This is a genomic window from Marinomonas sp. 63XJN7_7_ISO-PGPR-S23-202 (assembly GCF_056173505.1).
The window spans coordinates 603,244-628,815 of record NZ_CM149677.1; the positions used below are offsets into that span (position 1 = coordinate 603,244).

General features: G+C 45.0%; 23 protein-coding genes. 12 read left to right on the forward strand and 11 right to left on the reverse strand.

The annotated features are described in order from the left end of the window. Positions 1-49 precede the first annotated feature (49 nt). The 9 genes from gpmI to AC0VYG_RS02765 all read left to right on the forward strand — a co-directional run bounded on the left by gpmI (position 50) and on the right by AC0VYG_RS02765 (position 10,707). Positions 50-1,585 (forward strand): 2,3-bisphosphoglycerate-independent phosphoglycerate mutase, encoded by a 1,536-nt coding sequence (gpmI, locus tag AC0VYG_RS02725; RefSeq protein WP_475430825.1) that lies wholly within the window; start codon positions 50-52, stop codon positions 1,583-1,585. 8 nt (positions 1,586-1,593) lie between these two features. Continuing rightward, positions 1,594-2,745 carry a murein hydrolase activator EnvC family protein gene (locus AC0VYG_RS02730; RefSeq protein ID WP_475430826.1) on the forward strand — a complete coding sequence of 384 codons (1,152 nt, stop codon included), beginning with the start codon at positions 1,594-1,596 and terminating at the stop codon, positions 2,743-2,745. 54 nt (positions 2,746-2,799) lie between these two features. Continuing rightward, a complete protein-coding gene (locus AC0VYG_RS02735) occupies positions 2,800-4,113 on the forward strand; it encodes a S41 family peptidase (RefSeq protein ID WP_475430827.1) in 1,314 nt (437 codons plus the stop codon). Between the two features lie 11 nt (positions 4,114-4,124). Beyond that, the gene (locus tag AC0VYG_RS02740) at positions 4,125-5,156 is read left to right on the forward strand and encodes a divergent polysaccharide deacetylase family protein (RefSeq protein WP_475430828.1); all 1,032 of its coding nucleotides are present in this window, start codon (positions 4,125-4,127) and stop codon (positions 5,154-5,156) included. Between the two features lie 577 nt (positions 5,157-5,733). Further along, the gene (locus AC0VYG_RS02745) at positions 5,734-6,846 is read left to right on the forward strand and encodes a branched-chain amino acid ABC transporter substrate-binding protein (RefSeq protein WP_475430830.1); all 1,113 of its coding nucleotides are present in this window, start codon (positions 5,734-5,736) and stop codon (positions 6,844-6,846) included. Positions 6,847-6,935: 89 nt separating this feature from the next. After that, entirely contained in the window at positions 6,936-7,847 is a 912-nt protein-coding gene (locus AC0VYG_RS02750) for an ABC transporter permease subunit (protein ID WP_199477436.1), read from the forward strand. After that, positions 7,848-9,119, forward strand: coding sequence for a high-affinity branched-chain amino acid ABC transporter permease LivM (gene livM / locus AC0VYG_RS02755; protein ID WP_475430831.1), 1,272 nt, complete (start codon positions 7,848-7,850; stop codon positions 9,117-9,119). It abuts the gene before it with no gap. After that, positions 9,116-9,997, forward strand: coding sequence for an ATP-binding cassette domain-containing protein (locus tag AC0VYG_RS02760; RefSeq protein ID WP_475430832.1), 882 nt, complete (start codon positions 9,116-9,118; stop codon positions 9,995-9,997). Before livM ends, AC0VYG_RS02760 begins: the two co-directional genes overlap by 4 nt. After that, positions 9,994-10,707 carry an ABC transporter ATP-binding protein gene (locus tag AC0VYG_RS02765; RefSeq protein ID WP_475430833.1) on the forward strand — a complete coding sequence of 238 codons (714 nt, stop codon included), beginning with the start codon at positions 9,994-9,996 and terminating at the stop codon, positions 10,705-10,707. The genes AC0VYG_RS02760 and AC0VYG_RS02765 overlap by 4 nt, the downstream gene beginning before the upstream one ends. A 166-nt stretch (positions 10,708-10,873) precedes the next feature. On the opposite strand, the gene tsaC is transcribed toward AC0VYG_RS02765, so the two are convergent. From tsaC to glnA, 5 genes are all read right to left on the reverse strand, one after another. Beyond that, positions 10,874-11,431: an L-threonylcarbamoyladenylate synthase type 1 TsaC gene (gene tsaC, locus AC0VYG_RS02770; RefSeq protein ID WP_475430834.1), complete on the reverse strand. Its 558-nt coding sequence runs from the start codon at positions 11,429-11,431 to the stop codon at positions 10,874-10,876. A gap of 147 nt (positions 11,432-11,578) precedes the next feature. Then, on the reverse strand, positions 11,579-11,971 hold the full coding sequence (locus AC0VYG_RS02775) for a DUF3461 family protein (RefSeq protein ID WP_475430835.1): 393 nt from the start codon (positions 11,969-11,971) through the stop codon (positions 11,579-11,581). Between the two features lie 172 nt (positions 11,972-12,143). Further along, positions 12,144-13,577: a nitrogen regulation protein NR(I) gene (gene ntrC / locus AC0VYG_RS02780; protein WP_475430836.1), complete on the reverse strand. Its 1,434-nt coding sequence runs from the start codon at positions 13,575-13,577 to the stop codon at positions 12,144-12,146. Next, a complete protein-coding gene (gene glnL / locus AC0VYG_RS02785; protein ID WP_475430837.1) occupies positions 13,574-14,659 on the reverse strand; it encodes a nitrogen regulation protein NR(II) in 1,086 nt (361 codons plus the stop codon). The genes ntrC and glnL overlap by 4 nt, the downstream gene beginning before the upstream one ends. A 221-nt stretch (positions 14,660-14,880) precedes the next feature. Then, positions 14,881-16,287 (reverse strand): glutamate--ammonia ligase, encoded by a 1,407-nt coding sequence (gene glnA / locus AC0VYG_RS02790; protein WP_475430839.1) that lies wholly within the window; start codon positions 16,285-16,287, stop codon positions 14,881-14,883. Positions 16,288-16,621: 334 nt separating this feature from the next. Between glnA and thiI the strand changes: the two genes are divergently transcribed. From thiI to dtd, 3 genes are all read left to right on the forward strand, one after another. Then, positions 16,622-18,073 carry a tRNA uracil 4-sulfurtransferase ThiI gene (gene thiI / locus AC0VYG_RS02795; RefSeq protein WP_475430840.1) on the forward strand — a complete coding sequence of 484 codons (1,452 nt, stop codon included), beginning with the start codon at positions 16,622-16,624 and terminating at the stop codon, positions 18,071-18,073. 401 nt (positions 18,074-18,474) lie between these two features. After that, the gene (gene typA / locus AC0VYG_RS02800) at positions 18,475-20,295 is read left to right on the forward strand and encodes a translational GTPase TypA (RefSeq protein WP_475430841.1); all 1,821 of its coding nucleotides are present in this window, start codon (positions 18,475-18,477) and stop codon (positions 20,293-20,295) included. 166 nt (positions 20,296-20,461) lie between these two features. After that, positions 20,462-20,896, forward strand: a complete 435-nt coding sequence (gene dtd, locus AC0VYG_RS02805; RefSeq protein ID WP_475430842.1) for a D-aminoacyl-tRNA deacylase — start codon at positions 20,462-20,464, stop codon at positions 20,894-20,896. A gap of 30 nt (positions 20,897-20,926) precedes the next feature. Here dtd and lhpI read toward each other — a convergent pair whose 3' ends face one another. From lhpI to ubiB, 6 genes are all read right to left on the reverse strand, one after another. Further along, positions 20,927-21,874, reverse strand: coding sequence for a bifunctional Delta(1)-pyrroline-2-carboxylate/Delta(1)-piperideine-2-carboxylate reductase (lhpI, locus tag AC0VYG_RS02810; RefSeq protein WP_475430843.1), 948 nt, complete (start codon positions 21,872-21,874; stop codon positions 20,927-20,929). Between the two features lie 133 nt (positions 21,875-22,007). Then, positions 22,008-22,769 (reverse strand): twin-arginine translocase subunit TatC, encoded by a 762-nt coding sequence (gene tatC / locus AC0VYG_RS02815; RefSeq protein ID WP_475430844.1) that lies wholly within the window; start codon positions 22,767-22,769, stop codon positions 22,008-22,010. Positions 22,770-22,794: 25 nt separating this feature from the next. Beyond that, complete coding sequence (tatB, locus tag AC0VYG_RS02820) at positions 22,795-23,355, reverse strand: Sec-independent protein translocase protein TatB (RefSeq protein ID WP_475430846.1); 561 nt, start codon at positions 23,353-23,355, stop codon at positions 22,795-22,797. A 2-nt stretch (positions 23,356-23,357) separates the two neighbouring features. Next, complete coding sequence (gene tatA, locus AC0VYG_RS02825; protein ID WP_475430847.1) at positions 23,358-23,573, reverse strand: Sec-independent protein translocase subunit TatA; 216 nt, start codon at positions 23,571-23,573, stop codon at positions 23,358-23,360. A gap of 9 nt (positions 23,574-23,582) precedes the next feature. Beyond that, positions 23,583-23,912: a phosphoribosyl-ATP diphosphatase gene (locus AC0VYG_RS02830; RefSeq protein WP_475430848.1), complete on the reverse strand. Its 330-nt coding sequence runs from the start codon at positions 23,910-23,912 to the stop codon at positions 23,583-23,585. Between the two features lie 16 nt (positions 23,913-23,928). Next, positions 23,929-25,572 (reverse strand): ubiquinone biosynthesis regulatory protein kinase UbiB, encoded by a 1,644-nt coding sequence (gene ubiB, locus AC0VYG_RS02835; RefSeq protein ID WP_475430849.1) that lies wholly within the window; start codon positions 25,570-25,572, stop codon positions 23,929-23,931.

Consider the following 25,572-nt stretch of genomic DNA (forward strand, 5'->3'; position numbering starts at 1 on the left):
AAGCAAATGTACTGAAACATCATTATGACCAACTTACGGATGGATCACCATGAATAAGAAAACCACAGCACTCTTTATTCTTGACGGATGGGGCTACAGTGACACGTCAAAATCCAATGCGATTGCCGTCGCCAATACGCCAAATTGGGATGCTTTATGGGAAAACCAAGCCCATTCTTTTATCAAAACATCGGGTCTTGCGGTTGGCTTACCAGAAGGGCAAATGGGCAACTCAGAAGTAGGCCATATGAACCTTGGCGCGGGTCGTGTTGTGTACCAGAATTTCACTCGAATCGGTAAAGCCATTGAAGATGGTAGTTTTTTTGAAAATGACGTGCTGGTTAGTGCCGTCGACAAAGCCGTTAAAGCAGACAAAGCGGTTCATATCATGGGGTTATTGTCGGATGGTGGGGTTCATAGTCACTATGAGCAAATCATCGCTATGTGTGAGTTGGCGGCAAAACGCGGTGCGAAAGCAGTGTATGTTCATGGTTTCACCGATGGTCGGGATACCCCTCCACGCTCGGCCAAAACCCCCATTGCGACGTTAGAGGAGAAGCTAAAAGCATTAGGTGTTGGCAAGATTGCTACCTTAACGGGCCGTTATTTTGCAATGGATCGTGATAATCGTTGGGATCGAGTCCAAACGGCTTACGATGCCATTGTTATGGGCAAAGGTCAGTTCCAAGCCGAGACAGCAGAAGAGGCTATTCAAGCAGCTTATGATCGCGATGAAAACGATGAGTTTGTGAAAGCCACCGTGATTGGTGAGCCCGTTTCCGTGCAGGATGGTGATACGATTGTCTTTGCCAACTTTAGACCAGACCGCGCTCGTCAGTTGACTCGAGCGTTTACGGACCCAAATTTTGAAGGTTTCAAACGAGAAGCCCACCCTGACTATGCGGCCTTCGTCACATTCACCGAGTTTGCAGCGGATATTGAGGCCGATGTCGCTTTTCCTCCTGTTGCATTAAGCAATACGTTAGGGGAAATCTTGTCCAAAGCGGGTAAAAAACAGTTACGTATTGCGGAAACAGAAAAATACGCCCATGTGACTTTCTTTTTTAACGGTGGGGAAGAGGCCGTATTTGAGGGAGAAGAGCGCGAGTTGATTCCTTCTCCTAATGTGGCAACGTATGATTTGAAACCAGAAATGAGTGCACCAGAGGTGACAGATAAACTCGTCGAAGTGATCAAAGCAGGTAAGTACGACACGATTATTTGTAACTTTGCTAATGGTGATATGGTGGGGCACAGTGGTATTTTTGACGCGGCAGTGAAAGCCGTTGAAGCCGTGGATGCTTGCCTTGGTCGCATTATGGAGGCATTGCAAGAGAATGGCGGGCAATGTTTGATTACGGCAGATCACGGTAATGTTGAGCAAATGTTGAGTGATGATGGTTCTCAGCCTTTGACATCGCATACCAATGGGCCTGTGCCTTTGGTTCTGTTTGCCCCAAATAGCGATCAACATCTAGGGCTGAAAGATGGGGCGTTATCAGACATCGCCCCCACCTTGCTGGAGATGATGGGCATGGACCAGCCAGAAGAAATGAGTGGCACCAGTCTGCTCACGCATTCGTGAGGTAACCGATGACAGTTTTTTGTCGTCATGTGCTGTGTTGGGTGCTTCTGTTGCTGTCTAGTGTGAGCTGGGCGGCAACAGCGTCTAACGCTGCACCGCAAACACCTGAGCAAGCAAAGCAACAAATTGAAGCATTGAAGAAAGATCTACAAAAGCTTAATCGTTGGATGAAGGAAGTGAAATCGCAACGATCTGATGTGGAGAACCAATTGGAGAGCAAGGAAAAAGCCATCCAACATTTGATGAAGCAAATTGATCAGCTAAAAGAAAGCTTAAAAAAGGGAGAAAAACAGCTTTCGAAGCTGAAGATTCAGCAGGGTGACCTGCAGCTCAGTATTCAACAACAGAGTTCACAAATAGCCGCCCAATTGAGGGCGGTTTATCGTTCTGGCAAGCAAGAAGCTATTAAGCTTTTGCTCAATGGTTCGGGCAAAGATGTTGATCGATTAGTTCAGTACAACCGCTATGTATCCGATGCCCGTCAATCCCTTATTAATGGTTACGCCAGCCAAGTGAATGATCTCAACTTGGTGGAAAAAAGTATCCGTAGCAAGCGTGCACAACAAGCGCAAGAGCAGGCCTCTTTGTTTGCTCAACGTGACAAGTTAAAGAAAGAAAAACAAAGTCGTCGACAGCTATTAGCGAAGCTTGATCAAGATTTAAAGAAAGGCAATCAACGCTCCGAGCAGATAAAAAAGAATCAGAAGCAATTAGAAAGTGTCTTAAAACAGCTTGAAGAAGCATTGGCCGATATAAAATTGCCGGATCAGAATGAGCCTTTTTCATCACAAAAAGGTAAGTTAGTGCCACCACTTACCCCCTTGGTTAAACTGCCCTCGGATGGCAGTATCAATTTGGGTGGGGTGACATTAAAAGGTAAAGAAGGCGAGCCGGTTCATGCTATTTTTAATGGTCGTGTGGTGTTTGCCGACTGGTTAAGAGGGTTTGGTTTTTTAATTATTATCGACCATGGTAATGGCTATATGTCTTTGTATGGTTACAACCAAAGTTTGCTTAAAGAAGTCGGAGAATGGGTCAATGCGAATGACGTTATTGCCACCGTTGGTAGTTCGGGTGGTCGTTCTGAACCCGCATTGTTTTTTGCTATTCGTCATGATGGCACGCCACTTAAACCACTTGCGTGGATAAGACGGCGTTAGTGGAGGGCGGCTCGTCCCTAATATGAGTCACCAAAGATAACAACAGGAAAAAATATGATGAAGTTCTTAAGTCGTGGAGTGGTGTGTTTGTTGGTGGCGTTTTCTATGCAGCCAAGTTTCGCAGCGGATACCTCTGGTGCCAAGAAGGCGGTTGCAGTCAACGATAAAGGAGTGGAGAACTCGACATTGCCGTTGTCGCAAATACAAGCTTTTGTGGAAACCTTTGAAACGATCCGTGACACCTATGTACACCCCATGTCGGATCAACAAATTCTCAATAAAGCGCTCAAGGGCATGGTCGCTGGCTTGGACCCTCATTCTGAATATTTGACGAAAGAGGAAGTGAAAGATTTTGATCAGCTGACGACAGGAGAGTACGCCGGAGTCGGAGTTGAAGTGGAGCTAAAAGACAATAAGCTGGTGATTGTCTCCCCTATTGATGGCTCACCCGCTGCTAAAGCAGGCATTTTACCCGGTGATGTGATCGTGAAGGTAGGCAATACAGTGGTTACCGACATGAGCTTTGAGGATGTCATGAATTTGATGCGTGGTGACGCAGGCACGACGTTGTCGCTTGATATAGAGCGTCATGGAAAGATCAAGCATTTTAGTCTTAAACGTCAGATGATTGCTGATAACAGTGTATCGACAAAATGGCTAGGCAATAACATTGCCTACTTGCGCATCAGTCAGTTTCAGGGGGACACGGCCCAAGAGTTTTATAAAGCGATTAAGAAACTGAAAAAGCAAAAACCGATTAAGGGGGTTGTGCTGGATCTTAGAAACAACCCAGGTGGCGTTTTACAAGCAGCAGTCGGTGTGGTGGATGCCTTTATTAGTAAAGGCATGATTGTCTATACCAAAGGTCGAGATGATGTATCGAATAGTCAATTTAGAGCGACATCGAAAAACACTCTGTTGCCCAATGCGCCTTTAGTGGTGCTCGTCAACCAAGGATCGGCATCTGCCTCCGAGATCGTCTCAGGTGCTTTGCAAGATCATCATCGTGGTTTGATAGTCGGGACAAATACCTTTGGCAAAGGCTCAGTACAAACCTTGATTCCTTTGTCGAATGGGGCTGCTGTGAAGTTGACGACCGCTTTGTATTACACGCCGAATGGGCGATCTATCCAAGCTCAAGGTATTACTCCTGATCTTGTTGTGCCACAAGCCACTCTAAGTTTGACCAAGGAACCATTCATTGTGAAAGAGTCTGAATTGAATGGACATCTAAGCAATGGAACAGGTGGAGCGGATCGCTTTGATACACAAGGTGCTAAGTTAAGTGAGTTAGCGAAAAAAGATTTTCAGTTGTTTCAAGCGGTGACAATTTTGAAAACACTGCCTAAGTTTGAGCACCGTTCTTGAGAGAGTTTATTGTGAAAGTTGTTCTGATCAAGCGAATGATGCGCTTGTTTGTCGTGCTATATCTAGGTCTGATCGCATGCGTGTCTTTTGCTCATGAGAGTCATTCTGCGCCTTATCATGGGCAGATGATGAAAGAATCTGTAAGCTTTCCTGTCGTAACGTCTTGGCTATCGTCACTGACAGGGCCGCTGAAGAGTGCGTCGGAATCGTCAGGGAAAGCATCAGGGTTTATGATGTTCGATGCTTTGAACCCTGAGCAGCAAAATGATAATCGTCCGTTGATGCTGCAAACCATTGATGATCGTGTGGTCGATAGACAAAAGTCTGAATCACCTGCCTTATCCCATGGTTCGTCTTTGCCTGAGCGAAAAGTAAGAATTGCGATTTTGATAGATGACCTTGGTTATAATCGCAGAGGGATGTTGGGGGCTTTAAAGCTGCCTAAAGAAGTGGCGTTGGCCATCCTGCCAATGACGCCGTTTGCCCATCAAACGGCAGTGCGCTCTAAAGAACAAGGGCGCTTAACCATGCTGCATGCACCAATGGAGAATGAAAGGGAGTTGAAATTAGGACCTGGCGGACTGTATGCGCGGATGTCCGAAAAGGAGTTGAAAACAGCGTTGACGAAAGATATTGACAGCTTGCCAGGTATTCAAGGGGTGAATAATCACATGGGAAGTTTGCTGACCGCCAACCAGCAGTCTATGAATTGGGTGATGCAGATCTTGCAACAGCATCACTTGTTTTTTATCGACAGTTTAACGTCTTCCCATAGTGTAGCGGGGGAAACGGCAAAGAAATATGGCTTACCAACCACAACGCGGGATGTCTTTTTGGATAACATTCGCACGGAAAAAGCCATAGATCGTCAGTTTTCCCGTCTCATTAAAGTGGCTAAGCATCGTGGCCAGGCCATGGCAATTGGTCACCCTTATCCAGAAACTCTGTCCTATTTGAAGAAGCGTTTAACGCAGCTTCGTAAGGATAATGTTGTACTGGTGCCTCTATCGCAAATACTCAGCCATAATGCTCCTTCTCAATAGTCGTCCATCCAGGCCATTACTGGGGTTGTCTAGGGTCTAGCACAACCTCAAAAGCGTATTTGAGATGGCTTATTCTAAGGAGAGTTAAGGCTTTGATTCGCAATTTTTCTAGAAGACAATCTTAGCATTTTTGTAAAAAGACAATTTTCGGAGTTTTTTGATAGAAAAACAGAGTTTTTTGACAAACTTTTCTGTTCTTTTTGTCTATATTTAGGGGATGACCATATCTTTACGTAAATGACTTGTCTCGTCTTGTTGTTTACCTCTTCTTAACATCAATTGTTGCCTTTTTTTGGTGCGATGCCTTTCGTTGTTCAAAATATAATCCTTAAAAATGTCTGATCTATAGTTTTTTGTGCTGCCCTATCATTTATATCTACCATTTTATTTCAAAGATTTATCTTTTTAATATTGACCAATTTTTGTGCACGGATTAATCTTGTGTGTGAAAAGTGTGCACATTTTTTATAAAAACAATAAATAGTTCCATTTTTATCATCATTTCTTTGGTTTTAATTTTCTGGAACGCTTCTTGCTATTTAATAAAAACGATAAACAAAAAGTGGGAGCTCTGAACATGTCAAATGCGGTTATAAGAAAAACGTTACTCTCTATTGCGGTAGCTGGTGCAGCAACCTTGGCGCAAGCCGATGTGAATATCGGTGTGGCGGGTCCATTTACCGGTGCCAATGCGGCGTTTGGTAAGCAGCTATGGGAAGGTGCCAAAAAAGCGGCCGAAGACATTAATGCCGCAGGCGGTATAGATGGTGAAAAGATTAACTTGATTAAAGCGGATGATGCTTGTGAACCAAAACAAGCCTTGTCTGTTGCAAACCGATTAGTGGACTCTGATGATGTCGTGGCGGTGGTTGGTCACTTCTGTTCCTCTTCTAGTATTCCTGCATCAAACGTCTATGCTGACGCTGGCGTGTTGATGGTTAACCCCGCGTCTACTAGTCCTATCTTAACTGATCGTGGACTACCAAATGTATTTCGTGTTTGTGGCCGTGATGATCAGCAAGGTGATGTTGCCGCAACCTATATTGTGGATACATTAAAAGCCAAGCGTGTCGCTATCATTAATGATAAAACCACTTATGGTAAAGGCTTGGCAGATGCCATGAAAAAAACCCTGAATGGTTATGGCGTTAAAGAAGTGATGTATGAAGGTTTGACTCGTGGTGAGAAAGACTTTAATGCTTTGGTGACGAAAATTCGTTCAGTAAACGCTGACTTGGTTTACTTTGGTGGCCTGCATTCTGAAGCGGGTCCATTGGTTCGTCAGCTTCGTGATCAAGGTTCAAAAGCCATTTTCATGTCTGGTGACGGTATCGTATCCGACGAGTTTGTGACGGTAGCGGGCGGTGCGAAATACGTCAATGGCGTCTACATGACCTTTGGTGCTAACCCAACTAGCTACCCAGCAGGTAAAGCTGTTGTTAAAGAATTCCGTGATAGTGGTTATGAGCCAGAAGGCTACACACTATACGCCTACACTGCAATGCAAGTAGTGGCTGATGCGCTAGGCCATGAAAACCTTGACCCAGTCAAAGCGGCGCAGTGGCTACACTCTCACTCAGTAAATACTGTTATGGGTAAGAAAACCTTTGATAAAAAAGGTGACCTGACCGTTTCCGACTACGTCATGTATAAGTGGGATGATAAAGGTAAATACCATCAACTTGACTAATTTGCCCTAATTAGTTTGTTCACTTGCTCATTGGTATATAGATACCAATGAGCCTGTTTTTAGTTTTATTCCCCCCATGAGGTTTTGCGATGGATATCGTTCTCCAGCAGTTGGTTAATGGGCTAACGCTTGGTTCTGTTTATGGACTTATTGCGATCGGTTATACAATGGTATACGGCATTATTGGGATGATTAACTTCGCCCATGGCGATGTTTACATGGTCTCAGCTTATCTCACCGCCATTGCGATTGCGTTACTTACTTTTTTTGGTGTGCAATCTTTTCCTTTCATACTGATTGGCACGTTGATTTTTACAATTATTGTCACAGGGGCGTATGGTTGGGTGATCGAGCGGGTGGCATATCGTCCACTGCGAAATTCAAGTCGTCTTTCTGTTCTGATTTCTGCGATTGGGATGTCGTTAATTCTGCAAAACTATGTGCAATTGAGCCAGGGTCCTAATCAACAAGGTGTACCAACGTTATTGTCTGGAGCCATTCGTTTTCATGTGGGGGATGGTTTTGTACAAATTACTTATCTGAAAATATTGATTTTGTTGATCGCCTTTGCCGGCATGGGGGTTTTGACTTACATCATTCAAAAAACCAAGTTGGGACGTATGTGTCGTGCGACGCAACAAGATAGAAAAATGGCGTCGATTTTGGGGATTGATACCGACAAGGTGATCTCTTCCGTGTTCGTCATTGGTTCTTCTATGGCCGCCTTAGCTGGTGTTTTGGTGACCTTGGATTATGGTTCGTTTGATTTCTATATCGGCTTTATTATGGGGATCAAAGCCTTTACTGCTGCGGTACTTGGCGGTATTGGATCATTACCTGGCGCCATGCTTGGGGGCATCATTCTTGGATTGTCCGAATCCTTATTTGCAGGCTTAATCAGTTCTGACTATAAGGATGTGTTTTCTTTCTCTCTACTTGTGCTTATTTTGATTATTCGCCCAAGTGGTCTTCTTGGTAAACCCGCCGTGGAGAAAGTGTAAATGACTCAGACTGATATTAGTTACAAAAAAAGTGGGACTGATGCCATTATCGCTGCGTTGATGGCACTGGTGGTTTTCGGACCCATCATGGGGATTGTTCTCAATGGTTACCAATTTAAGCTGAGCTTTGATCGAGTATTCGTGATTGTTGCGATTGTGTTTGTTGGGCGTTTTTTGATGTCGACTTTCTTTCAAACGCATCGTGGCAAGATGATGGCATTTCGTTATGCCAATAATAACGATGGTGTGACTGTCTTACCCCCAAATCATAAATCCAAAATGGTTTGGATTATTCCACTCGTCATGGTCATTGGCCTTTTAGTGCCCTTCATTGCTTCCAAGTATGTGCTCACGATTGTTATTTTAGGTTTGATTTATGTCTTACTGGGGCTGGGGCTTAATATCGTTGTGGGGCTGGCTGGCTTATTGGATTTAGGTTTCGTGGGGTTCTATGCCATTGGCGCCTATGGTTTAGCACTAGGGTATAATCATCTTGGCTTGGGATTTTGGTCCATGTTGCCAATTGCGGCAATTTTAGCGGCGTGTGCTGGGGCAATTTTGGGTTTCCCTGTGCTTCGAATGCACGGTGATTATCTTGCCATCGTCACGCTTGGTTTCGGTGAAATTATTCGTTTGGTGCTCACCAACTGGCAGTCATTTACCCATGGGCCAAATGGTATCACAGCCCCTGCGCCGACTTTATTTGGCTTAGAGTTTAAGCGGCGTTCTGCCCATGGCGAAACCTTTCATGAATATTTTAATGTACCTTATGATTCTGCCCATAAGTACATGTTTGTCTATTTGGTCTTGTTTGTTGTTGTATGGGCGGTGTTGTTTATCAAACATCGTTTGGTCAAAATGCCGATTGGCCGAGCTTGGGAAGCCTTGCGTGAAGATGAGATTGCTTGTCGCTCTCTAGGCCTTAATCATGTATTGGTGAAATTGTCTGCATTTATGATGGGAGCCGCCACGGCCGGTATTGCAGGTGTGTTCTTTGCGACCTATCAAGGCTTTATTAATCCCACCTCATTTACTTTTTTCGAATCTGCTCTGATTCTTGCCATTGTCGTCCTTGGCGGGATGGGGTCAACAGTGGGCGTTGTGATTGCTGCGTTCTGTTTGACGGTATTGCCTGAGTTACTGAGGGAAGTGGCGCAATATCGAATTTTGTTATTCGGAATTTTGATGGTTGTCATGATGATTTGGAAACCACGCGGCCTTGTTCGTGTCACTCGACGTGGTTTTTCTCGGAAAGAAGGGGTGGTGAAATGAGCCAAGAGAACATCTTAACTGTAGAAAACTTGGTCATGCACTTTGGTGGTATCAAAGCCCTTAATGATGTGACGTTTAATATAAAACGTGGTTCGGTGTCGGCTTTAATTGGGCCAAATGGCGCTGGGAAAACAACGGTGTTTAATTGTCTGACTGGCTTTTATAAGGCAACAGGTGGAAACATTATGCTGTCAGCGAATAGCAAAGACACCAGTGTCATTAAAGTGTTGGGTGAGCCATTTAAGGCGACTGACTTTATTTCCCCTGTCGCTTTTTTTAAGCGTTTGAAATACAAAATGTTTGGTGGGTCGCATTTGGTAAACCGTGCAGGCTTGTCTCGTACGTTTCAAAATATACGTCTGTTTAAAGAAATGTCTGTGGTTGAGAACTTATTAGTTGCTCAACATATGCGAGTGAAGCGTAATTTGCTCGCAGGCATTTTAAACACACCTTCGTATCAACAATCTGAAGAAGAAGCCCTTGAGCGTGCGTTCTATTGGTTGGGTGTGGTGGATTTGACAGAGTTTGCTAACCGCTTGGCGGGAGAGTTGTCTTATGGACAGCAGCGCCGTTTAGAAATTGCGCGTGCGATGTGTACGAACCCAGAGATTATTTGTTTGGATGAGCCAGCTGCGGGGCTGAACCCTTCAGAAACAGAGGCGTTGACCAAAATGATACGCATTCTGCGTGATCAGCATAATACGACGGTGTTACTGATTGAGCATGATATGGGGATGGTCATGGATATCTCGGATTATATTGTGGTACTGGATCATGGTGAAGTGATAGCCAAAGGGAATCCAGATGATATTAAGAATAATCCTAAAGTCATTGCGGCGTATCTTGGCGCAGAAGAAGGTGAGGAGGTGACCCTATGACAACCTTGATGGAGTTTAAAGAGGTTGATGTCCACTACGGTCCAATCCAAGCACTAAAGAAAGTCTCGCTAACGGTAACGGAAGGGGAAATTGTTACCTTAATCGGTGCCAACGGAGCGGGTAAGTCAACTTTATTAATGTCTATTTTCGGCCAACCTCGCATCTCATCAGGAGAAATTGTCTATCGAGGTGAGGATATTTCGCAAAAAAGCGCGCACTATGTGGCGTCTCATGGATTGGCTCAGTCTCCGGAAGGACGTCGCATTTTTCCTGGCATGTCGGTAGAAGAGAACCTGTTAATGGGGACGATACCCATTGGCATGGAACACGCGGAAAAAGATATGCAGCATATGTTTGAGTTGTTTCCTCGACTGAAAGAACGTCGCAACCAGCGGGCGTCAACCATGTCGGGCGGTGAGCAGCAAATGCTGGCTATTGCTCGTGCCCTGATGAGCCGTCCTAAGCTGCTATTATTAGATGAACCGAGTTTGGGACTCGCGCCGATTATTGTTAAGCAAATTTTTAAAATTTTGGAAGATGTTGCCAGCACAGGGATGACTATCTTTCTTGTTGAGCAAAATGCGAACCATGCTTTAAAACTCGCTGATCGTGGTTATGTCATGGTAAATGGGGAAATTCGTTTAACTGGAACAGGACAAGAGTTGCTAGTAAACCCAGAAGTGCGTGATGCCTACTTAGGCGGCCATTGATCGATTATGTAAGGGTTAACCTTCTAACGTTGGTTATCAACAAAAACAGTGGGCTCATTGTATAAGTCCACTGTTTTTTTTTTGGCCTATTTTGGTCAGTTGTGTACAAAACAGGCGTTACCCACAGACTTGTACCCTATTTATCGATAAATAGGGGGCTTTTAGATCAAGCGCGAAACAGTGTGCCTGTTAATATGTCTTTTACTTGTGAGGGTTGAGTGGCATTGCCAAGGGGGGCATCGTAAATGGCATCAATTCGATTACCAAAATAATTGTCCACTTCAATGGCACTTATGGCTGGCTCAAGACCTGCGGGATTAGCGGATGTGGAAACAATCACGCCATTAAAGGCTTCACAAAGAGCCTGTACTGGTTGATGTCGGCAAAGACGAATAGCCACGCTTTGGTGCTCGCCTCTCACAAACGCAGGAGCTATGCTGGTATCTGGCACAACCCAAGACGTCGGAATCTCCGTTTGGCTGATGAGACGCTCTGCTGCCTTTTGTTCTAGGGTTTCAGCCCATGGCTGTAAGTGATTGGAATGCCCACCTACTAAAATCAATCCTTTTTCCATGGGTCGGGATTTAAGCGTTAAAATCCGCTTGACGGCTTGTTCATTGAATGGGTCGCAGCCGAGTCCCCACACTCCTTCGGTAGGGTAGGCAATGACACCGCCTTGACGCATGATTAAGGCTAAATCTTTTGGTGATGAAATTAACAACATGAAGCGATCACTTACTTTCAATAGGAGTGGTATGACGGTGGTGATTCTAGCGGGATTTGACAGCCTAAGCCAGTAACGGGCTCATAACAATGAGCCCGCCATGCTATTCTTTAAAGACAAGCGAATGAAAATGTTTCTTGAGCCGTCTTATTTCAATGCATTGATCTTGTGCTTGATCTCTGAAATTTTGTTCTGCATGACTTTTTCTAAGTGCTCAAGCTCGTTAATCAGTTCTTCTCTGGTGATTTTCTCTTCTTTTTGCTTGCCGACAATTTGTTCTAGCTCTTCCATGGCTCTTACGACGATCAGGGAGGGCTCTTGAACTTGTCGGTAGGTTTGCTGACCTCCATCGGCTAAAACGGTTTTGGTAGAGCGACCAAATTTGAACTTTTTACTTTTCGGTAATAAAGAGCCTTTTTCTCGACGATAATAGACTTTTAGTACATCTTGGCTATTTTCGTAGCGCAGAGTAAATTTTTCAATATTCTCCGTACTGCTAATGCCCATGGATTTGAGTGTTGGATAGCTGCTGCTCATCATTGATTCCTTGTGTATGTTTCTTGCTTACCTCAATTAGTATGGGATTGTTTAAGGAAAAGCAAGGTCTAGCCGTGAGAAAGTTGAGCTGACGCAGGGAATCTAACATTCCCTGGCGTCTTGTGGTGACTAAGATGGGCAGCGCAGCAATCTTTGCTGATGGGTGTTTCGTCTTTTAATCTTCTTGTTCTGAGTGATCAATGCCTAATTCTTTAATTTTCCGGGTCAGGGTATTGCGCCCCCAGCCTAGTAATAAAGAGGCATCACGACGACGGCCTGCAGTATGCGCTAGGGCCGTTTCGATCATAATACGTTCAAACTTTGGCACGATGTCATCTAAAATGCCTTTTTGGCCACTGGCTAAGGCACTGTCGACAAAGTTTTTCAGAGCGTCTTCCCAAGAGCCAAATGGCTGTTCACTTGGGACAGAGGTCAATAGTTCGGGAGGCAAGTCTTCTACCAGTACTTCTCTACCTGAGGCCATGACAATGATCCAGCGGCAGGTGTTTTCTAGTTGACGAACATTACCGGGCCACTCTAATCGAGTGAGATAGTTCTCTGTTTCTTTGGAGAGAAACTTCGGCTCAACAGACAGTTCTTCCGCTGCTCGACTTAAGAAGTGGCGAGCCAGTTTCGGTATGTCTTCACGACGCTCTGCTAATTTGGGTAAGTGAACACGAATAACATTAAGACGATGAAATAAATCCTCTCGGAATGAGCCTTTTGTGACCAACCCCTCAAGGTTTTGATGTGTCGCGGCAATAATGCGTACGTCTACTTTGACAGGTGTATGACCACCAACACGATAGAACTCGCCGTCTGCTAACACCCGCAATAAGCGAGTTTGCGTTTCCGCAGGCATGTCACCAATTTCATCTAAGAAAAGGGTGCCACCGTTGGCCTGCTCGAAGCGCCCGCGTCGTTGGGTATTGGCTCCGGTAAAGGCACCTTTTTCATGACCGAATAATTCCGACTCGATTAAGTCGTGGGGAATGGCGGCCATGTTCAGGGCAATAAAAGGATTCGCGGCACGTGGGCTATGACGATGTAGGGCTTGAGCGACCAATTCTTTACCCGTACCAGATTCCCCGTTAATCAAGACGGTGATATTGGAATTCGCTAGGCGACCAATGGCGCGAAACACTTCCTGCATAGCCGGTGCTTCACCGATGATTTCTTTATCGACTTGTGCTTCGATTTCAGCGACTTCTGCCTCATCTAAACTGGGCATCGATTTACGATGGTGCAAGATGGCGCGTTTAACGAGACTGACGGCTTCTTCTACATCGAAAGGCTTGGGAAGGTACTCAAAGGCACCACCTTGATAAGATGCCACCGCACTTTCTAAATCTGAATGCGCCGTCATGATAATGACGGGTAAGTAAGGGTGTTCTTTCTGCAATTTTTCCAACAGCTCTAATCCATCCATACCAGGCATTCGGATGTCACTGATGATGGCGCTGGGCTGCTCTTGGTTAAGCATTTTGACAAGATTATCGGCGGAGTCGAAAAGTTGACATTGGATGCCTTCTTGTTCAAGTGTCTTTTCTAAGACCCAACGTATGGATCTGTCATCGTCAACAATCCATACCGTCTCTTGTTGTGTCATGGGTTCTTCTCCTTATCTTGAGATGATGTTTCGATAGGTATCAAAACATTAAATTCTGTTCTTTGTGGCTGGCTGTTGCATTCGATAATGCCGTCATGTTGATGAATGACCGATTGGGAAATAGAAAGCCCGAGTCCCGTCCCGTCGGCTCGCCCGCTCACCATGGGGTAAAAAAGTGTTTTCATGATGTGTTCAGGAATACCTGGGCCATTATCAATAATGCTCACTTTACAGACGAGGCGATAACGGTTGGCTCCAATGGTAAATTGGCGAAGAGCACGGGTGACTATCTTAATCTCCTTATGCTGATTGTCTTCTTGCTCTAAAAGAACTTGCATGGCGTTACGAGAGACATTGAGCATGGCTTGAATCAGTTGGGATTCATCGCCGATGATATCGGGAATGCTTGGGTCATAGTCACGAACCAGCTCAATCTGGCCATCGGATTCCACCAAGATGAGTTGTTTAATTCGCTCTAGTACTCGGTGAATATTCAATGGTGCTTTTTGGGGGAGCTGGCGTGGTCCGAGCAAACGATCCACTAAATCCCTAAGTCGGTCAGATTCTTCAATAATGACTTGTGTATAGTCTTTAAGTGCTTCGTCGGTAAAGGCTCGACTAATTAATTGTGCTGCACCACGAATGCCGCCGAGTGGATTTTTTATCTCATGGGCCAAACCACGAACCAACTCCTTGCTTGATTGATGATTTGCAATCAACTCATCTTCTTGGGAGATGCGCTTCATGCGATCACGGGGATAAAACTCAATCAGCAAGCTGTCTGTGGTGTTCATGGTGCCAGTAATAGGTGTCACTGTATAATCACAGAATAGTTTTTTTCCGTTAGCACGTTCGACTTCGGCATCCCGTTTGGTGAAAGGGTGACCTGACTCGATGGCGGCATATAACGATGCAATGCTTTCTTCGTTTTCACGAAAAGCGATTCCGATATCTTGGCCGTAAATACGTCGACGACTAACCGCCAGTAGCATTTCGGCTGCGGGATTTAAATACTCAATACCTAGCTCGCGGTTAACTTGAATCACGGCGGTAGATAAGTGGTCTATTAATAAGCTATACACTTGGGTGCCTCTCTATTGAATCTTATTATGTGCAAAATACGAACCAACATTGGGCAAATGAATAAGGCCAATTTATACAGGGTTTGCTTGATGGAATTTCTTTAATTGCACCGTTTTGGTGCTAATTGAATTGCCCGGTTTATTTTAGCGCAGAAAAAAAGCCCCGATATAAGGCGGGGCTTTTTATTAAAAACTGACTAAGTTTCTATTGGCTAAAACGCTTATACGCTGTAGTAAAGTTCGAACTCAACAGGGTGCGTTGTCATTGATACGCGAAGTGCTTCTTCTGTCTTAAGGTCGATGTATGCATCGATCATATCGTCAGAGAATACGCCACCTTGAGTTAGGAACTCGCGATCTTCATCTAGGCACTTAAGTGCTTCTTCTAGACTGCCAGCCACTTGTGGGATAGCCAATGCTTCTTCAGCAGGAAGATCATACAAGTCTTTGTCTGCAGCATCGCCAGGGTGAATTTTGTTTTTCACACCGTCAAGGCCTGCCATCAACATAGCTGCGAAGGCTAGGTATGGGTTAGCGGTTGGATCAGGGAAACGTGCTTCAATACGTTTGCCTTTAGGGCTTGCAACGTAAGGAATACGAATAGAAGCTGAACGGTTGCGAGCTGAGTAAGCAAGCATAACAGGTGCTTCAAAGCCAGGAACAAGGCGCTTGTAAGAGTTAGTAGACGCGTTGGTAAACGCATTCAATGCTTTAGCGTGCTTGATGATACCGCCAATGTAGTAAAGAGCGGTTTCAGATAGACCTGCATATTGGTCACCAGCGAATTGGTTAACACCATCTTTCCAGAAAGATTGGTGAACGTGCATACCAGAACCGTTATCGCCAACGATTGGTTTAGGCATGAATGTCGCTGTTTTGCCGTATGCATGGGCAACGTTATGTACGCAGTACTTAAGAATTTGTACTTCGTCTGCTTTTTTAACCATGGTGTTGAATTTTACACCTATTTCGTTTTGACCTGCTGTCGCCACTTCGTGGTGATGAACTTCAATGGCTAAGCCCATAGACTCCATTGCGCCACACATTGCTGCACGTAGGTCATGATGGGAGTCAACAGGTGGAACGGGGAAGTAGCCGCCTTTTACACTTGGACGGTGGCCCATGTTGCCGCCTTCAAATTTTTTGTTAGATGCCCAAGCGGCTTCTTCTGCATTGATTTCTACAGAACAGCCAGACATATCTGCTTTCCAGCGAACATCGTCAAATACAAAGAATTCTGGCTCAGGACCAAAGAAAGCGGTGTCGCCAAGGCCAGTAGATTTTAGAAATTCTTCGGCACGCAGTGCAACAGAACGAGGGTCACGATCATAACCTTGCATGGTTGAAGGTTCGATAATGTTACAGCGAACAATGACGGTTGCTTCTTCTGTGAAAGGGTCGATTAGAGCCGTATCATCTTGCGGCATCATGATCATGTCTGATTCATTGATGCCTTTCCAGCCAGCAATGGATGAACCATCAAACATTTGACCGTTTTCAAAAAACTCTTCGTCGATCGAGGATGCTGGAATAGACACATGCTGCTCTTTACCGCGGAAATCAGTAAAGCGAAGGTCAACCCACTTCGCGTCGTGCTCAGCAATCAAATCAAGGGTCTTGTTTGACATAGTTGTTCTCCAATTTAATTTAAATAATAAAGTATCCGACTTTGTGAAAAAGCGTGCTAGCCGTAAAGCACAATGTCCCAAGATAAAGCATAACTTATGCCAGAATGTTGGGCGTTATAAAAAAGCTTTTAAAAACATTGTCTTAAAAATATTCCCATAAAAAATGCACACTTCTGTGGCCAGCAAAAAGACAATACAACAAATAAATGAACCAATAAAGTGCGTAAAAATATCTTTTTGCTTTATTACGGTGCAAAAATGTCGGTTTTCGTTGTCGGCATCTTTTATTATACTGTGCGCCTTTTTTAACCATCTGGTATGCGTTGCAATTCCTATGAAATTTATTGTTAAGTTCTTCCCTGAAATCACTATTAAAAGTCGTCCAGTGAGAAAGGCGTTTGTTAAACAACTTCGTCATAATATGAGGTTGGTTCTGAAAAAGCATGATGCTGATGTCGTTGTGGCGGGTAATTGGGATTTCATCGAGGTGCTTTCTGAAAAGGATGAGCTGCGAGAGGATTTTACCACTGCCTTGTCTAATATAGCCGGTATCGCGCATTTTCAGTTTGTTCGTGAGTTTTCTTTCACTGATTTGGATGACATCGTTGAAGAAGCCATGGTGTCTTATGGTGAAATGTTAAAAGACGCTGTTTTTGCCGTTCGCGTTAAACGGGTTGGTCATCATGATTTTACTTCGGTAGAAGCTGAGCGTTACATCGGTGGTTGTTTAAAAGCCCGCAGTGGTGCTTTAGCGGTGCGTTTGAAAAACCCTGAAGTACTGGTGCCTATCGACATTCGTGATCAGCGTGTGTGGATAATTGAACAGCGTGTTGAGGGTTTGGGAGGGTACCCACTGGGCTCCCAAGATTCAGTGCTGTCTCTTATGTCTGGGGGATATGACTCCACTGTTAGCTCTTTTATGACAATGAGTCGAGGTTTAAAAACGCACTTTTGTTTTTTCAATTTAGGGGGAGATGCTCACGAAATCGGTGTGAAGCAAGTCTCCAACTTTATTTGGGAAAAGTACGGTTCAGGCCTGAATGTTAAATTTGTTACAGTCCCTTTTGAAGCGGTAGTGGGGGAAATACTGACTAAAGTGGATAATGCGGAGATGGGCGTGATTCTTAAGCGTATGATGCTTAGGGCGGCTTCTAAAGTTATGGAAGGCGTCGGGGCGAAGGCACTGGTAACCGGTGAGAGCGTCGCGCAAGTCTCTAGCCAGACCTTGATAAACTTGAAAGTTATCGATCAGGTGACAGATGAATTAGTGCTTCGCCCGCTGATTACCACCAATAAGCAGGCTATTATCGATAAAGCTATTGAAATTGGCACCGCGCCCTTTGCGGCCAGCATGCCTGAATTCTGTGGTGTGATTTCCGTCAACCCGACCACCCGTGCTCGTATGCACCGTGTGGAACGGGAAGAAAGTAAGTTTGACTTTACCGTGTTGGACAAAGCCGTGGAAGAAGCTCAAGTTATGTCTATCCAGAATGTAATGGATGATGTGGCAAAACAGTACCAAGGTGAGGTTCCTGTCGTGCGTATGCCTGTTGGTGATGAAGTGATTGTGGATATTCGTCATCCGGATGAAGCGGCGAAGCGCCCTTTGAAAGTCAGCGGCCGTCCAGTTAAGGTGATTCCTTTCTTTGCGTTAGAGTCTAGCTGGCATGATTTGGACCAAGAAACAATGCACCTGTTGTATTGTGGTAAAGGCGTCATGAGTCGTATCCATGCTTCTTATTTGTTAGGCAAAGGTCGAACTAACGTAGGGATTTATTTGCCTTAACTCCCTCTTAATATGAGATTAGCCCAGAAATGGGCTGTCTAATATTTATATCAATGCAAAGCCTTCATATATGTCCTGTTGATTTTATGAATGGCAGTGGTTGAATAAACAGTCATTACACTGACATAAAATTGATGCAATATGGTCACAATAGATTTGAGATAGAGTCGCTTTTTATTTCAAATGGATTGTGTCTAAGGCACAAGTATTTTATTGCGCACAGATTGGCCTTGATTAATTATTGTGACTTTTTTTGTCTCTTTAATGGGATATTGATCAATATAAGGGTACAATTGCGCGAATTTTACCCCGCACCAAGATCCGACGCGCTTGAATAGCATAATAGCCCAAGCCAAGCGGCGGTGTATCTTCTTGCTTACGCTTAATGCAGAGAACTATAAATGTCTAATGATATCAAAAAGTTACGTAACGTAGCTATTATCGCCCACGTTGACCATGGTAAAACGACTTTGGTTGACCAACTTCTAAGTCAATCTGGTACGCTCGATCGTAAAGACCTTGGTTCAGAACGAATTATGGACTCCAACGACCAAGAGAAAGAACGCGGTATTACCATTTTGGCGAAAAATACGTCAATTATGTGGAACGATTATCGTATCAATATTGTGGATACACCAGGGCACGCCGACTTCGGTGGTGAAGTAGAGCGTGTATTGTCCATGGTAGACTCTGTGTTGTTGTTGGTTGATGCGGTTGATGGCCCTATGCCACAGACTCGTTTCGTAACCTCTAAGGCGTTTGAGCGTGGTCTTCGCCCTATCGTTGTTATCAACAAAATTGACCGTCCTGGTGCGCGTCCTGATTGGGTTATGGATCAGGTGTTTGATTTGTTCGATAGCCTTGGCGCTTCAGAAGAACAACTTGATTTCCCTGTGATCTATGCGTCTGCTATCAATGGTATTTCTGGTGATGATCCAGAGAACATGGCGGAAGACATGACGCCGCTTTACCAAATGATCGTCGATAGTGTGCCTGTGCCTGATGTTGATCCAGAAGGCATGTTCCAAATGCAAGTGTCTGCATTGGATTACGATGCTTATGTTGGTGTTATCGGTGTTGGCCGTATTACTCGCGGTAGTTTGTCGCCTAATCAGCAAGTGGTTGTTAAATCAGCGGATGGCAAAGAGCGTAGAGGTAAGGTTCTAAACGTTAAGGGTTACCATGGTCTTGCGCGCGTAGACACAGACAAAGCATCTGCTGGTGATATCGTGTGTATTACAGGTATCGATGGTCTAAGTATTTCTGACACTCTCTGTAATCCAGAGTGTGTTGAAGCGCTTCCTGCACTAACTGTTGATGAGCCAACGGTTAGCATGACTTTCATGGTGAACGATTCGCCGTTTGCTGGTAAAGAAGGTAAGTTTGTTACCTCTCGAAACATTAAAGACCGTCTTGATCAAGAGCTGATTCACAACGTGGCATTGCGTGTTCGTCAAGGCGATACACCTGATAAGTTTATCGTGTCTGGTCGTGGTGAGCTGCACTTATCTGTATTGATCGAGAACATGCGTCGTGAAGGTTTTGAGCTGGGTGTGTCTCGTCCCGAAGTTGTTCAAAAAGAAGTGGATGGTAAAATCCAAGAACCTTACGAACAAGTGGTCATTGACGTAGAAGAGCAGCATCAAGGTGCGGTGATGGAAGAGCTTGGCTTGCGTAAAGCTGAGTTAACAAACATGGAGCCCGATGGTAAAGGTCGTGTTCGTCTTGAGTTCATGACACCTTCTCGTGGTTTGATTGGTTTCCGTGGCTTATTCCTAACGCTCACGTCTGGTTCTGGTATTATGACGAGTGTTTTCGATCATTACGGTCCTGTGAAGGATGGTGATGTTCGTGGCCGTCAAAATGGTGTATTGATCAGCATGCTGACTGGCAAAACAGCGGCTTATGCACTGTTTAACTTGCAAAGCCGTGGTCGTATGTTCTTGGGCCATGCGGTTGAAATTTACGAAGGCCAAGTTATCGGCATTCACTCTCGTGACAACGATCTATCTGTTAACCCTGTTAAAGGTAAGCAGTTGACCAACGTACGAGCATCCGGTACCGATGAAGCCTTGACCTTGACTCCACCTATTCGTCATACACTTGAGCAAGCGCTTGAGTTTATTGAAGACGATGAGTTGGTCGAAGTAACACCAGAAAGCATTCGTATTCGTAAGAAACTCCTAACGGAAAACGAGCGTAAACGTGCTGGTCGTAAGTAATAGCGGTTATTGAGTGGCGTATTGCGTCACTTTATAGAGCAGCAGCAAATGGGTTTATGCAAATAAATCTGTGAGCGAGCAGAAGCGCCTTTGGGCGCTTTTGTTTTTTCTAGACTTTGTTAAAGTCATAGGACTCATTTAGTGGGGCGGAACTAGGAAGGAAAGGATGAAAGTATTGGTGCAAAGGGCGTTAAATGCCAAAGTGGTGGTTGAGGGGGAAACGATAGGTGCCATTGATCACGGACAGCTTGTATTGGTAGGAATTGAAAAAGGCGATACAGAAGCCGATGCTCAAAGGCTGGCTGATAAGCTGTTGAAATATCGTATGTTTAGCGATGATGATGGCAAGATGAACCTGAATGTTCAGCAAGTGGGTGGTGGCGTATTGCTGGTATCGCAATTTACCTTAGCGGCTGAGACTAAGAAGGGATTGCGGCCAGGTTTTTCCACAGCCGCTGTGCCTGCAGAAGGGGAGCGTTTGTTTAATGATTTTGTGGAAAAAGTGCGCGCCCAGTATGACCGTGTTGAAACAGGGCGCTTTGGCGCGGATATGAAAGTGTCCTTTACCAATGACGGCCCCGTCACTTTTTTATTGAATTAAGTGTTTATGCTCAATTAAGGGCGTTGAGAATTAGTTGTTCAGCGTCTGATACACATGATAAGCACTGGCGACATCGGCGAGCGCTGTGCCAACAGACTTAAATAAGGTAATTTGGCTATTGCTCTTTCGTCCTTGCGCGTTACCTGAACAGAGTTCAGCCAACTCGCCCTTTATATGCGATTCATCGATACTGCCTTCTTTGAGTGGAATTAAAATCTCTCCCGCCTCGTTTAAGACATTTAATCGACTGTCAACAATGACGTGGGACATCTTTATGGTGGCTGTATCGCATTCTCGACAGTGCGTGTGATGATTGCCCACCAAATCAATATGTGTGCCTGCAGCCAGACTAACGCTCTTAAATAGCGGGGTAGGGCTGCCTGTGGCACAACTGATAATATCCGCTTGAGTGATAACATCTTCAACATTATCGCAAATGTCAACGTTAAGGTCGGGGCGCGCGGTTTGAATAAGGGCTTGAACCTTGCTGCTCTTTTCTTGTGAGCGGCCATGGATGAAAATATGCTGGATGGGGCGAACGCTGGCATGGGCTAATGCCATATAAGGTGCGAGTTCACCTGTTCCGAAGAGTAAAAGTGTGCTGGCATCTTTGCGAGCCATTAGGCTGGAGGCTAATGCGGAGACCGCAGCGGTTCGCCAATACGTTAAGCTGGTGCCATCGACAAGAGCGATAGGGCTCCCTGTCTTTCTGTCGAATAACAGTACCTGAGCCGCCACGGTTAAGCGGCCTTGATTGGGGTTGTCGGGGTAATGGGTAAAAGATTTAACGCCAACCACATCCTTTGTCCATGCAGGTAAAACAGCAAAGGTGTCGTGTTTTTCGGCTGTGCCGTCAGGAAGCGGGTACACTTGTCGTTGTGGCATGCCAAATTCACTGCGAAAGGCGAGTGCCAGAGCGGGAATCAATTCTTCGAACGATAATGTTTGTTGAACCTCTTCGGCCCCAATGATTTTCATGTCGCTTCCTTCTTTTGACTGTGTAAAGTACAGAGTAAAGAAGAGTTTGCTAAAGGTCTAGATTCTTCGAGCAAAGAGTAGGCAGGATGCTGGCGCGCACCCTGTTTCATCACCTTGATAGGAGATTCAAGGTTTAACTGGTTTCCGTTGCTTCTTCTGCTTCATCGTCAACAACGACTTTGACCGTTCGACCAGCTAATAATCCCATTTCAAATAGCATCCACATTGGTACCGCTAATAGTGTTTGGGAGAAAATGTCAGGCGGTGTCAGCAACATGCCAATCACAAAGCAGCCAAGAATGATATAAGGGCGTTTTTTGGAGAGCTTTGCAACGGTTGTTATCCCTGCTTTGATGAGCAAATAGGTTGCCACAGGAATTTCAAAGGTGATACCGAAGGCAAAAAAGAGCTTCAAAACAAAGTTAAGGTAGTTGTTAATGTCTGTCATGACTCGAACATCACTTGGTCCTACGCTGGTAAAGAAGCCAAAAATCAAGGGTAATACCACGTAGTAGGCAAAGAGAACGCCCGCGTAAAATAAGATGACGCTAGAGATCAGCAGTGGAATTGCAACGGTTTTTTCATTCTTATAAAGCGCGGGAGCAATAAAAGACCACGCCTGATATAGAGTAAAAGGGATGGAAATTAACACGGAAATGGCAAAGGTCAGTTTGAGCGGTGCGAGAAAAGGGGAAGCCACCTCGGTTGCAATCAGTGTACTTCCTTTGGGAAGCAGCATACGTAGCGGCTCAGATACGATTAAGTACAGGTCATTGGCGAAGTAATACAGACCAAGGAAAATAATCAGTATCACCACGACGGATTTAAGTAGACGATTACGTAGCTCAATTAAATGAGCGACCAGCGGTGCTTGATCGTTTGAATCTGTGCTCATAAGGGGTATACAATCCGCAAATTAATTAAGAACGAGTTGACTCTGTAGTACTGGCTTTTTCTTTTGTATTGGCTGTTGAAGAATGAGCCTCTTTTAATATTGAATCATCTTGCTGTTCTTCGGCTGTTGACGAAGAGGCAGTAGACGAAGAGGCAGTAGACGTCGCAGGGGCTGGCTCGTTGAAGCCTGTTTGTGGCTCTGCCAAGGTTTCTTCTGTTTTGGCGTCAGTGTTTTGCTCAGCCACAACGATTCCTTCTTGAGGAGGGAGTTTGTTCTCCTCTGACATGACGGGTGCTTTCGAGGAGGAGTCTTCTTCCTCTATAGGCAATTTATCACCAGAAAGAATGGCGTTTTGGACGTCCTCACCCTCTTTTTTAATGCGCTGATTGGTTTGTTCTATCTTGCGAGCGAGTTCTTCCTGATCAAGCTGGGCATTAATCTCGCGCTGGACAGCATTAATGCTGCGTCGGATTTTACGGATCCACAAGCCTGCTGTTTTTGCTGCTATAGGCAGTCGCTCGGGGCCAAGAACAATCAAGGCCACAACGAATACTACCAGCAGCTCAGAAAAACCAATGTCGAACAAGGTTAGGCGCTCTTATCGTCTTTTTTGGCTTCGGATTCAATGACTTTGCTTTGTGTTTGCTTGTCGTTTTCGTCCTCTTCTTTGTTAACGGCTTCTTTAAAACCCTTAACGGCGCTACCTAGATCGGAGCCTAGATTTTTCAATTTTTTAGTGCCGAAGATCAGTACTAAAATTGCTAAGACAATCAATAATTGCCAGATACTAACACCACCTAACATTTCTTACTCCTAATTGCGATTGGCCTTTTCTTCTAAGCCGGATAAATCAAAGCGTCGTGCGAGCTCATCTAAAATGGCATCCGGCCCTAAATCCAAGTGAGATAGCATGACAAGGGTGTGAAACCATAGATCGGCCGTTTCATAGATAAGGTCACTTTTATCTCCCGAAAGGGCTGCGTCTTTCGCGGCGATAATGGTTTCTGTGCTTTCTTCACCGACCTTCTCAAGGATCTTATTTAACCCCTTAGCGTGAAGGCTGGCAACATAAGATGAGTCCGCGTTAGCAGATTTCCGTTGTTCTAGTGTTGCTGCAAGTTCTGCCAGTACGTTGGTGCTCATTATAGCCTCTTGAATGTTACGGTTTTAATACTAACAAGTATAGCCCCGCAGCAAACAGTAGCATACTGAATATATCTGCGGTTTGTAATCTTTGCAATGACTCTGGGTCAGATATAAACCAAGCCGCTCCTAAACTGACCAGTCCTAGCAGCTTGAATGGTAGGCCACGATTGGCCTGGTTCACTTCTTTGGTAAGTTCTTTTATCGCATGAGTTTGTTGTGTCATGAGCTCTTCTTGTCTAGAAATCTGTGTTAAAGCAGAAAAAACAAGGTTTGGTAACTTCGGAAATTGGCCAGCCCACTCTGGTCCTTGTTTGCGAACTTCTTCCATCATGCGTTTAGGACCCATTTGCTCACGCATCCACCGCTCCAGAAACGGCTTGGCTGTCACCCAAAGGTCTAAGTCAGGATAAAGTTGTCGACCTAACCCTTCAATGTTGAGTAGGGTTTTCTCCAATAGTACTAATTGAGGCTGGACCTCCATATTAAAGCGGCGAGCCGTCTGAAATAAACCGATGAGTACTTGGCCAAAAGAAATGTCTTTAAGGGGTTTGGCAAACATGGGTTCGCAGACGCTGCGAATGGCCGATTCAAAAGCGTGAACAGGGGTTTCTTTTGGAACCCAGCCACTTTCAACGTGCAGCTGTGCCACCATGCGGTAATCCCGTTGAAAAAAGGCTAATAAATTACGTGCCAAGTAGTTTTTGTCTGCATCATCCAAACTGCCCATAATGGCGCAGTCAATGGCAATATATTTGGGCTGCAATGGGTTGGTTGAATCGACAAAGATATTGCCGGGGTGCATGTCGGCGTGGAAAAAACTGTGTGAAAAGACTTGTGTGAAAAATATCTCGACGCCACGTTCGGCAAGCGTCTTCATATCGACATCTGCAGCATTAAGGGCGCGAATGTCAGCCACTGGAATACCAGAAATGCGCTCCATGACCATGACATTTTTATGGCAATAATCCCAATAGACTTGGGGGACATAAAGTAAATCAGAACCTGTGAAGTTGCGCTGTAATAAGCCTGTATTGGCCGCTTCTTTTGCTAAGTCTAGCTCGTCTAAAATGGTGTACTCGTAATCAGTAACAACTTCAACCGGGCGTAAACGTCGTCCATCGGAGCTGCTTTTCGCGATAAAATGGGCAAGTGCATAGAGCAATCTAATGTCCTGACGAATGGTGTTTTCAATGCCTGGACGGATGACTTTAACGACGACGTCTTCACCGGAATGAAGTTTGGCGGTATGCACTTGCGCAATGGAAGCGGATGCTAAGGGCTCTGCTGAAAACTCAGCAAACAGTTCGCTAACAGGGGCTTTTAAATCTCTTTCAATGATGCTTTGAGCCAGCTGCCCAGAAAAAGCCGGGACTTTATCCTGTAATCGTGCCAACTCATCGGCTAAATCATCGTCGAGTAAATCGCGTCGAGTCGACAGTATTTGCCCGAATTTAACAAAAATAGGGCCTAACGACTCCAAAGCAAGACGCAGACGTTCTCCGCGGTTTTTGATGGCGCGTTGTCGGCCCAAGGAAAAAAAAGGGCCAACGGTATAGCGTAGGTACCAAGGCAACTTATCGAATGGGATAAGGGCGTCAAGGCGGAAGCGCAACACAGTGAAAATGATGCGAGTTAAACGAAAGGCGCTTCTGAACAT